Origin of the sequence: Sulfitobacter marinus (assembly GCF_900116285.1) — a bacterium.
Lineage (GTDB): Bacteria > Pseudomonadota > Alphaproteobacteria > Rhodobacterales > Rhodobacteraceae > Sulfitobacter > Sulfitobacter marinus.
The window spans coordinates 987,551-999,794 of record NZ_FPAJ01000001.1 but is presented as its reverse complement, the minus strand read 5'-3'; the positions used below and the strand labels follow the sequence as shown (position 1 = coordinate 999,794).

11 protein-coding genes are annotated in these 12,244 nt (G+C 54.8%); all 11 read left to right on the top strand.

Annotated elements, in window-relative coordinates:
* Nucleotides 1-5: 5 nt before the first annotated feature.
* Entirely contained in the window at nt 6-905 is a 900-nt protein-coding gene (locus tag BM347_RS04920) for a CheR family methyltransferase (protein ID WP_175498486.1), read from the top strand.
* Complete coding sequence (locus tag BM347_RS04915; RefSeq protein WP_093915240.1) at nt 892-1,278, top strand: response regulator; 387 nt, start codon at nt 892-894, stop codon at nt 1,276-1,278. The genes BM347_RS04920 and BM347_RS04915 overlap by 14 nt, the downstream gene beginning before the upstream one ends.
* Nucleotides 1,275-1,625 carry a hypothetical protein gene (locus tag BM347_RS04910; RefSeq protein WP_093915239.1) on the top strand — a complete coding sequence of 117 codons (351 nt, stop codon included), beginning with the start codon at nt 1,275-1,277 and terminating at the stop codon, nt 1,623-1,625. Before BM347_RS04915 ends, BM347_RS04910 begins: the two co-directional genes overlap by 4 nt.
* A gap of 568 nt (nt 1,626-2,193) precedes the next feature.
* The gene (locus tag BM347_RS04905; RefSeq protein ID WP_093915238.1) at nt 2,194-3,882 is read left to right on the top strand and encodes a methyl-accepting chemotaxis protein; all 1,689 of its coding nucleotides are present in this window, start codon (nt 2,194-2,196) and stop codon (nt 3,880-3,882) included.
* 475 nt (nt 3,883-4,357) lie between these two features.
* Entirely contained in the window at nt 4,358-5,395 is a 1,038-nt protein-coding gene (locus BM347_RS04900; RefSeq protein ID WP_245764183.1) for a LacI family DNA-binding transcriptional regulator, read from the top strand.
* Between the two features lie 111 nt (nt 5,396-5,506).
* Nucleotides 5,507-6,826, top strand: coding sequence for an ABC transporter substrate-binding protein (locus BM347_RS04895; protein ID WP_093915237.1), 1,320 nt, complete (start codon nt 5,507-5,509; stop codon nt 6,824-6,826).
* Between the two features lie 166 nt (nt 6,827-6,992).
* Nucleotides 6,993-7,859, top strand: coding sequence for a carbohydrate ABC transporter permease (locus tag BM347_RS04890; protein WP_093915236.1), 867 nt, complete (start codon nt 6,993-6,995; stop codon nt 7,857-7,859).
* A gap of 16 nt (nt 7,860-7,875) precedes the next feature.
* Nucleotides 7,876-8,706, top strand: coding sequence for a carbohydrate ABC transporter permease (locus BM347_RS04885; RefSeq protein ID WP_093915235.1), 831 nt, complete (start codon nt 7,876-7,878; stop codon nt 8,704-8,706).
* Nucleotides 8,707-8,794: 88 nt separating this feature from the next.
* Nucleotides 8,795-9,799 carry an ABC transporter ATP-binding protein gene (locus tag BM347_RS04880; RefSeq protein ID WP_093915234.1) on the top strand — a complete coding sequence of 335 codons (1,005 nt, stop codon included), beginning with the start codon at nt 8,795-8,797 and terminating at the stop codon, nt 9,797-9,799.
* Nucleotides 9,796-10,569 (top strand): L-iditol 2-dehydrogenase, encoded by a 774-nt coding sequence (locus BM347_RS04875; protein ID WP_093915233.1) that lies wholly within the window; start codon nt 9,796-9,798, stop codon nt 10,567-10,569. Before BM347_RS04880 ends, BM347_RS04875 begins: the two co-directional genes overlap by 4 nt.
* Nucleotides 10,570-10,606: 37 nt before the next feature.
* Nucleotides 10,607-12,076, top strand: a complete 1,470-nt coding sequence (locus BM347_RS04870) for a mannitol dehydrogenase family protein (RefSeq protein WP_093915232.1) — start codon at nt 10,607-10,609, stop codon at nt 12,074-12,076.
* The last annotated feature ends 168 nt before the right edge of the window (nt 12,077-12,244 follow it).

Sequence of the window (12,244 nt, the reverse complement as noted above, 5' to 3'; positions counted from 1 at the left end):
ACATCATGAGTCCCACAGCTGCCGGCCACGGCGAAATTCTATTATCAGCGGCGGCGTTTGAGGGTATTCGCGCGCTCCTGAAATGCAAGACAGGAATCCATTTGGAGGAAAATTCTGATAGTATGATCTTGTCACGGCTTTCGTCGCGTGTGCGTCGTCAGCGATTGCCTGATTTTGACGCCTACCTTGCGCATGTCCGCTCCGAGGCGGGCGCGCAGGAACTCGTTCAGATGATTAACGCGTTAACCACCAACACCACGCGGTTTTTTCGAGAGCCGGGTCATTTCGATCTGCTCGAGACCGACGTGCTGCCAAATTTGATCGAAAAGGCAAAAAGGGGTGCGCGGATCAGGCTTTGGTCGGCAGCATGCGCAAGCGGAGAAGAAGCATATGGCATCGCGGCCCTTGTTCTTCAAAATTTTCCTGACGCGCGGGATTTCGATATTCGTATTCTGGGAACGGACATCGATACGCATATGTTGCAGCGTGCAAAAGCAGGAATTTACCCCAAAAAATCCATAAGTGGGGTGCCAGACCGCTTTGGGGATATCATGTTCGAACCTGACGGGGGTGATGGTAAACTTCACATCCGGCAACGGTTAAAAGACATGACCACATTTCGCTATCTGAATTTTGTGGATCCCTGGCCGGTGCGTGGTCCATTTCAAGTAATTTTCTGTCGAAATGTAGCGATTTATATGGCTCCAGATACACAGTCGCGCATCTGGCAGGGCTTGGAAAACGTTTTAGATCAAGAGGGTGCGCTGTTTATCGGCCATTCTGAACGGATCAGTCCCGATTTGGCACTTCAACTGGAATTGTTTGGCCCAACATCTTTTCGTCGACCATTAAGCTTTATCGGTCAGAATGCGAACCAGAAGGAGCGCGGCGATGTCACTACGTGAAACTGTTAAAGTACTTGTCGCTGACGATACAAGTGTAAGCCGCGGGCTGATTTGTAATGCGTTGTATGAAATTGGAATTACAAATGTCGATGTTTGCAATTCCGGGGACGCCGCGTTTGTCAAAGCGACGCGTGAGGGGTTTCACCTGATCATTTCGGATCAAAATATGCCCGGCATGTCGGGGCTTGAGCTGTTGGCAAACCTAAGATCTCAAAAAACGACCTCCCGGATTGGTTTCATACTGATTAGCGGCTCGATGACACGGGAAATTCTTGCCGCAGCGCAAAAATGGGGGCTGAATAATTTCCTTACAAAGCCATTTGATACCCCAAAAATGAAATCATGCGTCGAAACTGTTATCGGTCGCCTATGACATCTGTTAAATCGACTTGGCCGGAGGTCCTGCATGGCGTTGAGAGCGAGCTTACCCACGTCGAGACCATGGCACGCAGGGTAGACAAAGCGTTGGCGTCGATCTTGGTGGCCCGCGGAACGTTGACCCAAGATCAGACTGCGGTATTTCAAGAAATGGATATTCTCATCCAGACGGTGGAGGACCTTAGGAATTTTGCCGCACATCTGAAAGAGAACATCCCTGAACACCAAGCTTTTGATATCACTTCAGCTTTAAAGGTTCTACGTCTGGACCGCGTCCGGGACAATTTAAGTCAGGTTAAGCGGGATAATCTCTCGGATGAGGGGCGAGTTACTTTGTTTTAGGGTCGCTATCCACTGTTTTTAAACTTTTTTCGCCAATGGTAGCCGCAATGCGGTTGTCTCAAATCGTTGATTTTCGTGCGTGTTGCTAGCCGGTGCGGAAGCCCACCGTATAGCAGTGTGCATATTAGTATGCTGGGTATGTCTACAATACAGGAGCCTGCAAGCGATTGAATACTATGGCTGAAATTCCTGAAATCTGGCCAAAAACGGGGGGCAGGCGGGCGGTAGCCCTGACATATGCGCCATGGGTTTTGGCCGTATTCTGTCTTGTGGCGATTGTCGGACCTCTCACCTCTATTCTATCCAATGCAGGGCAGCTTGACCGGCAAGAGCTTTACCTCGTCCTGTCATTTGATCCTCCCAACCGCCTCCAAGAGGAACTGGAACGGGCTAGTGGCAGGGAATTGGGACCCGTTCGGGGTATTTTCTCTCGTCTGATTACAGTCGCACCAGCGGGGCATGCTCAACTGGCCCATGCGGGCTATCATCTTATTCCTGCTAGTATATTGGCCGATATTTGCGGTTTCTCACCTAACTTGCCACGGTTCACGGGACGGAGTTCGTGAAGATGGAAATCAACTCGTTAGCAACGTCGGTGAAAATGGTCTTTGGTCTTGCCATCGCCCTCGTGCCTTGCGTTGCAATTACTGCGATTATGGTCGACGGAAACTATATTTTGGCCATCTCTGTTTCGCTCTGTTTTTTGTTGTTGGGTGCTCTGATGTCTCGGGGTCAGCGGCTGTTGACTACAATCGGTGCCGCACTTGCGCTGCTGGGGCAAGCGATCGCATTAAACGGGGCGTTTCAGGGGCATGCGTGGCAGATTGACAGCCATATGCTGTACTTTGCCTTGCTGGCCTCTCTGGTCATTTTGCGCAGCATACCTGTGTTGCTTTTCGCCGCGGCGGTCGTCGCCATTCACCATGCCTCGCTCTCCATACTGATGCCGACGCTCATTTACCCATCCGGAGGGCTATGGGACAATATCGAACGGACCTTGCTTCACGCTGGGGTTGTCATATTGGAAACTGGGGCGCTCGTGATTACGGTTTTGCAGCTTAAACGCTTGCAGAAAGAGATGCAGTCAAAGACGGATGAGGTTTTGCAAAGCTTGGTGCTTTCTGATGCGGCGCGAAAAGAGGCACAGCTTTCGCAAAGACAAGCCGAAGAGGCCAAGCAGGAAGCGCAGTTGGCGCGAGAACGGGCCGAGGCAACGGTGCTGCAATTGGAAGCAGCAGAGGTGACGCGGCGTTCGGCGGAGGTTGAGAAACGCAAAATCCAGAAAGAACATATCGAGCGGGACCAGGCGAAATCGCAAGAGCAGGCCATGGTTGTTGAGGCATTGCGCATCGGGTTAAGGCGGCTTGGAACGGGGGACCTGACCGCGCGGATATCCCGGTCGCTGCCAAAGGAGTATGACGAGTTGAGAGACGGGTTTAACGCCGCTATTCGCTCACTTGAGGAAATGGTGTCCGAGGTCGCGATGCGGTCGATGCAAATGGACGCGGAAATCCATGAAATTTCCATGTCCACCAATGACTTGGCCCTTCAAACAGAGCAGCAAGCCATGACCCTTGGGAGCACATCACTGGCGCTGGATGCCTTGACGCGGATCGTCAAGGAAAATGCCGACAGTGTCGAAAAGGTGAATGCGTCGTCGCAAACCGCGCAGTCGAGCGCGAGACAAAGTGGCGAAATCGTATCTGATGCATCTGTTGCAATGGAGTTGATCAAGGCAGAGGCTCAGGAAATCGCTAAGATTGTCGAAGTTATTGATGCCATATCGTTTCAGACAAACCTACTTGCCCTGAACGCCGGGGTTGAGGCTGCAAGGGCAGGGGATGCGGGGCGTGGCTTTGCTGTTGTTGCCTCAGAAGTACGCGCGCTTGCACAACGTTCCGCGGAAAGTGCGACAGATATCCGTACCATTATTAGCCGGTCAGAAGGGCAGGTCGCGAATGGGTCCGACAAAATCTCGGACAGCGTTTCCGCGCTTGAGAAAGTCGTGGCTGGGGTACAGGCGATAACCGAAAAAATGGAGCTTATTGCCAGCAGCACGCAACAACAAAGCATGGAAATATCGTCGGTCAACGCCTCCGTCGGCGATTTAGGTACAGCGACGCAACGCAATGCAGCGCGATTTGAACAAACCAACGCGGCCTGCCTGAGCCTTGCACAAAATGCCAGCACTTTGCGAGAGCTTACCGAGCGGTTCAAAACCGCCAAAGCAGAGAGGGAAACCTGGAAAGTCGCATAGGTGCCGAAAAGTTCAATTTCGGAGAGACCCTTTGGCGTCTCGCTTATCTGGTTTGCTATCCAGAAATTGGTAGGTACGAGAAACAGGCGATCACAGCGGGAAACGGGTGCATTTCCCATCACATTCAGCCGCGCAGGCTCGTGCTCCCATAATGCTCCTATAGTTGTATTTGTTTCGTGCCGAGGCGCAAAAATTTGAGTTTATCACAGTCGATGAGGAGGCTTTGGAAGCATGCCCTGTTGGAGTGAGTAGGTGGCCTGTTATCACAGCGCGGGCTGAGCCCCAGATGTCCTGTCCGCATACCATTAAGTGGATCGATCAAGCGCATATCCAGTACTGCATTCAAGTTCATAGTGATGATAGTGTTTTGAACGCACATGTCTGAATTGTACGCGCGTTAAAATCTGGGTGGCGACATTCGCTTTTCTTTACCCTAGTGTTCAGCGAAGTGCAGGTAAGGCAAGGAAGAGTAGCGATGGCAAAACCCGAGATTCATACGATGGAGGAGCTGTCAGCCGCCATTGGCGTGTCGCGGCCGACTTTGTCGCGGTATTTTCAGGATCCGAGTAAGGTCAGCAAATCCTCAGTCGAGCGGATCCGCCGCGGATTGGAGCAGGTCGAATACATTCCGAACTTCTTTGCGACACGGATGAACCGAAAGAAAACGGGCATGATCGGCGTGATTATTCCCTATTTGAATGACCTGTTTTTCACGCGCTTGCTAGAATCGATTGAGCGGGCTGCCATGCGGGCCGGATACACCGTCATTACGCAATGTTCGCATTCTGACCCCGAGATCGAGGCCCGCGCGGCCGAGACCTTTTTGTCGATGAATGTGGATGGGGCGGTTGTGGCCCCCCTTGGAAACCGCAGTGATCTTAAGGTGTACGAACGGCTGAATGCGCGGCTGCCTTTTGTATTGATGGATTCGCGCCCTGCACGGCTTTCGGGGGTTGATTTCGTTGGCACGGACCATGTGCAGAGCACCGGTCTTATTACCGAATACCTTTCTCGGGTTGGTGCTCCGCCCGTGTTTTTGGCGATGCCGCGTGTGAATTTTAACGCCCTCGAGCGCGAGATGGCGTACATCTCAAAGATGGAGGAATTGGGGTTTGAGCCGACCATTATCGGCATCGAGTCGCTGAATGGGGAAGGGTATTTTGAGGCACATGGCCTTGCGGTATTGGATGATCACTTTTCCAAGGGCAATTTCATCGATGCCTCAATCCTATGTGCAAACGACCGTGTGGCGATTGGTGCACTGCGGGCGGCTGCACGTCACCGGCTAGAGCCTGGGGCCTTGCACCGGGGCGGTTTACGAATCGCCGGGCACGACGATTATCCGCTTTCGGAGTTCATGATCCCCACATTGACGACCGTCGCGCAGAACGTTCAGGCGATCGGGCAGGCGGCCGTGGACCGATTGATCGAAAAGTTGCGCGTGGAAAAACCTCATGACAATCAAGCAGTTCAACTTATGGATGGTGTTTTAAAGGTCCGCGACTCTGCTTGATGGCATTTCGATTGCTGCGTTGCGGCGTCCCTGGTTGAAATATTGAGTTGACGGAACGCTAATTTGCTCCCTATTCTTAACACGTGTAAAAACGTCTTTGGGAGGACAACCATGAAACTGAAGCAAATTTTGCTGACCTCTGCGGTCGGCTTTGGCCTGTCTGCCAGCATCGCAGCCGCGGATGCGCATGGCACAACCATTACAATCGCAACCGTAAACAACGGTGATATGATCCGCATGCAGGGTCTGACCGAAGACTTCAACGCCAAGCACCCCGGCATCAACGTCGAGTGGGTTACGCTGGAAGAGAACGTGCTGCGTCAAAATTTGACGACAGACATTTCTACCGGTGGTGGTGCGTATGATGTGATGACCATCGGCACCTACGAAGTGCCAATCTGGGCCAACAACGGTTGGCTGGTGTCGTTGAACGAAGGCATGGCCGACGATTACAACAAAGATGACCTGTTGCCTGCCATCGCTGGCGGTCTGACCGTCGACGGAGAGCTTTATGCATCGCCGTTTTATGGTGAATCCTCGATGGTCATGTATCGCACGGACCTGATGGAAAAAGCCGGCCTTGAAATGCCCGACGCGCCAACATGGACATTCATCCGCGAAGCCGCCGCAGCCATGACGGACCGTGCTAACGACATCAACGGCATCTGCGCACGCGGCAAAGCGGGCTGGGGCGAGAATGGTGCCTTCCTGACCGCGATGTCCAACTCCTTTGGCGCGCGCTGGTTCGACGAAGACTGGAATGCGCAGTTTGACAGCCCGGAATGGGCCGACACGCTGAGCTTTTATCTGGACATGATGAATGAATCCGGCCCGGCGGGTGCAGCAAACAACGGGTTCAACGAAAACCTGACGCTGTTCCAACAAGGCAAATGCGGCATGTGGATCGACGCGACTGTTGCGGCATCGTTCGTAACCGGCGCAGATTCAACTGTTGCGGACAAAGTTGGTTTCGCACTGGCACCTGACAACGGTCTGGGTAAGCGCGGCAACTGGCTCTGGGCATGGTCCTTGGCAATCCCGTCCTCCTCGGAAAAGCAAGACGCCGCCAAGACCTTCATTTCCTGGGCAACTGGCCCGGCCTATGCCGAACTGGTTGCGGGTAACGAAGGGTGGGCAAACGTGCCTCCGGGCACACGTACATCCTTGTATGAAAACGCCGATTACCTTGCCGCGGCACCTTTCGCTAAAATGACGCTTGAGAGCATTTTGGCGGCGGACCCGACGAACCCGACTGTTAAACCCGTGCCATACACAGGCGTCCAGTTTGTTGCGATCCCCGAATTTGCAGGCATCGCCAACCAAGTGGGTCAGCAGTTTTCGGATGCTCTTGCGGGCAACCAAACAGCCGAGCAAGCCCTGGCAAACGCGCAAGAATTGACCACAGAAGAAATGGAAGCAGCAGGCTACTAAGCTGCCGCAAAATCCAAAGGGCGGCGCGTTCGGCGCGCCGCCCGACCATCGTAAATACCACTAAAGCAGCAATTGACTGAAGGCTGGCTTTTTCGTGAGGTCCATGTGACCTTTCGTAAGTGCCACCCACAATCGTTCTTCAAACTTAACCGTCAGGAGCTTTGTTATGGCGACAGCACATTCAAAATCCGCAGCCCGTTTCATGATCGCGCCCGCTGTTTTTGTCTTGTTGGTGTGGATGCTGATCCCGCTGTGCATGACGCTCTATTTCTCTTTTGCCGACTATCGGCCGATGCGCGGCGTGTTCGAGGCGTGGATCGGGTTTGATAACTACGCACGGTTTTTCAGCTCCAGCTCCTTTATCAAATCGCTGGTGACGACGCTGTGGATGGTGGGCAGCATCTTGCTGATCACAATCACCGGTGGCGTTATGATGGCGCTGCTGTTGGACAAACCGATGTTCGGGCAGGGTATCGTGCGCATTCTGGTGATCGCGCCGTTCTTTGTTATGCCAACGGTGTCGGCGCTGGTGTGGAAGAACATGTTCTTTAACGTCGATAACGGTCTTTTTTCATACGCATACAAGTTCTTTGGCCTGCAACCCTATGACTTTCTCAGCCAGGCACCACTGTTTTCGATTATCATTATCGTTGCCTGGCAATGGCTGCCCTTTGCGACCCTGATTTTGCTGACGGCTGTGCAATCGCTCGACAGTGAACAGCTTGAGGCCGCCGAGATGGACGGTGCCCCGGCACTGGCGCGGTTTAGGTTTATCATTCTGCCACATCTGAGCCGCGCGATCACCGTTGTGATCTTGATCCAAACGATCTTTTTGCTGTCGATTTTTGCTGAAATTTTCGTCACCACGAATGGTGCCTTCGGGACCCGCACATTGACCTATCTGGTCTATCAGCGGGTGCTGGAAAGCCAGAACATTGGGCTTGGGTCCGCTGGTGGTATCGTCGCTGTCATTCTGGCCAACATCATCGCAATCTTCCTGATGCGGATTGTTGGCAAGAACCTCGATAACTGAGGAAAAGGAGAGCCCTATGGCCCGCGCCATCACCCCCCAGAAAAAGGTCATGTGGACTGCGCTTGCGTGGGCATTTGGTCTGCTGATGTTCTTTCCGATCCTCTGGACGTTTCTGACATCGTTCAAAACCGAAGCTGCGGCAATTTCGGACCCGCCGGTCTGGCTGTTCTTTGACTGGACGCTTGAAAACTATGCCGCTGTTCAGGAGCGGTCTAACTATCCCAAAGCGTTGATGAATTCGATCATCATCGCGGTCGGGTCGACCTTGCTGGGCATCCTGATCGCTGTGCCTGCCGCTTGGGCGATGGCCTTTGTGCCCGGTCGCAAAACCAAGGATATCCTGCTGTGGATGTTGTCGACCAAAATGCTGCCTGCCGTTGGTGTTCTGTATCCGCTGGTGTTGCTGGCAAAATGGCTGGGTGTGATGGACAGCCGAATTTTGCTGATCGTCGTGCTGATGCTGATCAACCTGCCGATCATTGTCTGGATGCTGTATACCTATTTCCGCGAAATCCCGGGCGAGATTCTAGAGGCCGCCCGTATGGACGGGGCGGGCCTGCGGTCCGAGATCATCTATGTGCTGACGCCAATGGCCTTGCCGGGCATTGCATCCACTGTGCTGCTGAACATCATTCTGGCCTGGAACGAGGCGTTCTGGACCATTCTGCTGACCACGGTGAATGCGGCCCCTTTGACTGCCTTTATCGCCAGCTTCTCGGCACCCGAGGGGTTGTTCTATGCCAAGCTTTCAGCCGCCTCGATGATGGCCATCGCGCCCATTTTGATCATGGGCTGGTTCAGCCAAAAGCAGCTTGTGCGCGGTCTTACCTTTGGTGCGGTCAAGTGATGATGCCACGCCATCCCTTCAAATCCACGTCGGTCTGCGACCAACTTGGGGTCTGTGCAGGGCCCCACCTAACGGGAGAACTTTCATAATGGGCAAGATATCCTTGAACCAAGTCACCAAAAGCTTTGGCGATGTGCAAGTCATCCCGCCGCTTGATCTTGATATCAACGAAGGTGAATTCGTGGTTTTCGTCGGCCCGTCCGGCTGCGGTAAATCCACCTTGCTGCGTCTGATTGCAGGTCTGGAAGACACGACATCGGGCCATATCAGCATTAATGACCAAGACGCGACCACCTTGCCCCCGGCCAAGCGCGGCCTTGCGATGGTGTTTCAGTCTTACGCGCTTTATCCGCATATGTCGGTGCGCAAAAACATCGCTTTTCCGATGCGTATGGCGGGAGTGGATGAGGCCACGCAAAAGGCCAAGATCGACGCGGCTGCGGCGGCGTTGAACCTGACCGATTACCTGGACCGCAAGCCGGGCCAACTGTCGGGCGGGCAGCGTCAGCGTGTGGCCATTGGCCGTGCGATTGTCCGCGAACCAGCGGCGTTTTTGTTCGACGAACCGCTGTCGAACCTTGATGCCGCCTTGCGCGTCGGCATGCGGCTCGAGATTATGGAGCTTCATAAAAAGCTTGAAACAACAATGATCTATGTGACCCACGATCAGGTCGAAGCCATGACAATGGCCGATAAGATCGTCGTGCTGCAGGCCGGTGTGATCGAACAGGTTGGGTCGCCGCTTGAGCTATACCACAGCCCGCGCAATAAATTTGTTGCGGGTTTTATCGGGTCGCCCAAGATGAACCTGATCGAAGGGCCAGAAGCCGCCAAGCATGATGCCACCACCATCGGTATCCGCCCCGAACACCTGATCGTTTCCAAAACCGAAGGCGCATGGAAGGGCCGTGTTGGCGTGGCTGAGCACCTTGGCTCTGACACCTTTATCCACGTGCACGACACCGGCCTGATGGACATGATGACCGTCCGCATCACCGGCGATATCGAAGCGCGCCACGGCGACACCATCTATCTGACGCCGATGGAGGATCAGATGCACCGGTTTGACGCCCGGGGTTTGCGCATCGAATGACACGTCTGTCGGGGAAATCGGCCCTGATCACAGGGGCTGCGCGCGGCATTGGCCGTGGCTTTGCAGCGGCTTTTGTCGCTGAGGGCGCGCAGGTGGCTATCGCTGATATCAATCTTGAGGCGGCACAGGCGGCTTCGGCTGAACTGGGCGATGCCGCCTATGCCGTGCAGATCGACGTCAGCGATCAGGTCAGCATTGATGCGGCGGTGGCATCCGTAGTTTCGCAGGCGGGCAAGCTGGATATTCTGGTCAATAACGCAGCACTTTTCGACGCGGCTGAGACGGTGAACATCACCCGCGAAAGTTTTGACAAGCTTTATGCAGTGAATGTGGCGGGCACGCTTTTTACCATGCAGTCCGCTGCCGCGCAGATGATCAAACAGGGTCATGGCGGCAAGATCATTAACATGGCTTCCCAAGCGGGGCGCAGGGGCGAACCGCTGGTGCTGGTCTATTGTTCGACCAAGGCTGCCGTAATCTCGATGACGCAATCGGCAGGGCTGGACCTGATCCGCCACGGCATCAACGTTAATGCCATCGCCCCCGGCGTGGTGGACGGCGCGCATTGGGATCATGTCGATGCGATGTTTGCCAAGCTGGAAAACAAGAAACCCGGTCAGAAAAAGGCCGAAGTCGCAGCAGGGGTGCCAGCGGGCCGCTTTGCTGTGCCTGCAGATTTGGCGGGTATGGCGGTCTTTCTTGCGTCGTCCGACGCCGATTACATCGTGTCCCAGACCTATAACGTCGACGGTGGCCAGTGGATGAGCTAAGCGCATCCGGCATCCGCCCCCTTTACCGGAGAATTTAATGGCTAAGCCGTTGACTCTAGATACTATTAAAGACCTTCCCGCAGATATTCGTGTACCGTCTTATGCGCGTGCTGACCTGTCCCCGGGCATCGTTCATATTGGCCTTGGCAACTTTCACCGCGGCCATCAGGCGTGGTATCTGCACCGTCTGATGGACATGGGGCTGGCCCATGATTGGGCCATCGTCGGGGCCGGAGTGCGTGCCGCCGATGCGGCACAGCGCGAACGTCTGAAGGCCCAAGATTACCTGTCGACCCTGATCAAGCTAGACCCAAACGGCAAATCGGCAGAAATCACCGGATCGATGATCGATTTCGTTCCGGTCGAGGATGATAACGCGGCGTTGATTGCGCAGATGGCTGATCCTGCGATCCGTATCGTTGCGTTGACCGTGACCGAAGGCGGTTATTACCAAAACGGGGCAGGCGGGTTCGATGCGGATCATCCCGATATCGTGCATGACGGGGCGCATCCCGCGACACCCAAAACCGCCTTTGGCGCGATGATTGCCGCGTTGAAACGGCGCCGGGATGCGGGCCATGGCCCGTTTACCTGCCAGTCTTGCGACAACCTGCAAGGCAATGGCGCGATCCTGCGCCGGACCGTGGTGGGGTTGGCGAAACTGTCTGACCCTGATCTGGCGGATTGGATCGATACCAACTGCACCTTTCCCAATGCTATGGTCGATTGCATCGTGCCTGCCACGGGGCCTGCGGAGCTGACCCTTGCCCGTGAATTTGGTGTGGTCGACATGGCCCCCGTTACCCACGAAAATTTCCGCCAATGGGTGATCGAAGACAAGTTTTGCGCCGGTCGCCCCGATTGGGATCTTGCCGGTGCGACCTTTACCGATGATGTGCATGCTTTCGAGGCGATGAAGCTGCGTTTGTTGAACGCGGGCCATCAGATTATCGCAAACCCCGGTGAAATTCTGAACATTGAAACCATCTCGGAATGTATGGCGCATCCGACCATTCGCGCCTTTCTGCGCAAGGTCAGCCTGACCGAAAGCGCCCCGCATGTTGATGCGGTGCCGGGGATGAGCGCGGAGGCCTATATCAATTTGATCGACACGCGGTTCAGCAACCCTGAAATTCGCGACACCGTGCGCCGCGTCGCCTTTGACGGCACTTCGCGTCATCCCGGGTTTGTGCTGCCCATCATCCGCGACGCTCTTGCGGCGGGGGCGGAGGTCGACGGGCTTGCCCTGGTCGAGGCGCTTTGGGCGCGGATGTGCGAGGGGACGCGCGAAGACGGGACAGAAATTGCGCCCAACGATCCCTATTGGAATGATCTGCAAACCGCAGCACAGGCGGCGAAAACCAACCCGCAAGCCTGGCTTGATCAGACGCGGCTATATGGTGATCTGGGTCAAAACGCAGTCTTTGCCAAGGCTTTCGACCGTTGGCTAAGGGCGATCTGGGCCGGCGGTGCAACCGCCGCCATGCAACGCTATATCGACGCATAACACCTTATTTGAACGGCCCGTTATGGGGGAGACAGAGGGCCCACGCTCTACTGCTGATCAGCGGCTGCTCGTTTTTTAAGCGGCGGCACCTTGATGCTTAAACCCTAGCGTGTAGGGCCGCTCCATGTTTTGACCATTTGGTAGAATATAGCTTGACTGGTTCATTGC

Bases quoted from the DNA above. Each gene is read 5' to 3' on its own strand.
- BM347_RS04895 (WP_093915237.1), top strand. From the start codon at position 5,507: ATGAAACTGAAGCAAATTTTGCTGACCTCTGCGGTCGGCTTTGGCCTG.
- BM347_RS04915 (WP_093915240.1), top strand. From the start codon at position 892: ATGTCACTACGTGAAACTGTTAAAGTACTTGTCGCTGACGATACAAGT.
- BM347_RS04875 (WP_093915233.1), top strand. From the start codon at position 9,796: ATGACACGTCTGTCGGGGAAATCGGCCCTGATCACAGGGGCTGCGCGC.
- BM347_RS04920 (WP_175498486.1), top strand. From the start codon at position 6: ATGAGTCCCACAGCTGCCGGCCACGGCGAAATTCTATTATCAGCGGCG.
- BM347_RS04900 (WP_245764183.1), top strand. From the start codon at position 4,358: ATGGCAAAACCCGAGATTCATACGATGGAGGAGCTGTCAGCCGCCATT.
- BM347_RS04890 (WP_093915236.1), top strand. From the start codon at position 6,993: ATGGCGACAGCACATTCAAAATCCGCAGCCCGTTTCATGATCGCGCCC.
- BM347_RS04910 (WP_093915239.1), top strand. From the start codon at position 1,275: ATGACATCTGTTAAATCGACTTGGCCGGAGGTCCTGCATGGCGTTGAG.
- BM347_RS04885 (WP_093915235.1), top strand. From the start codon at position 7,876: ATGGCCCGCGCCATCACCCCCCAGAAAAAGGTCATGTGGACTGCGCTT.
- BM347_RS04905 (WP_093915238.1), top strand. From the start codon at position 2,194: ATGGAAATCAACTCGTTAGCAACGTCGGTGAAAATGGTCTTTGGTCTT.
- BM347_RS04870 (WP_093915232.1), top strand. From the start codon at position 10,607: ATGGCTAAGCCGTTGACTCTAGATACTATTAAAGACCTTCCCGCAGAT.
- BM347_RS04880 (WP_093915234.1), top strand. From the start codon at position 8,795: ATGGGCAAGATATCCTTGAACCAAGTCACCAAAAGCTTTGGCGATGTG.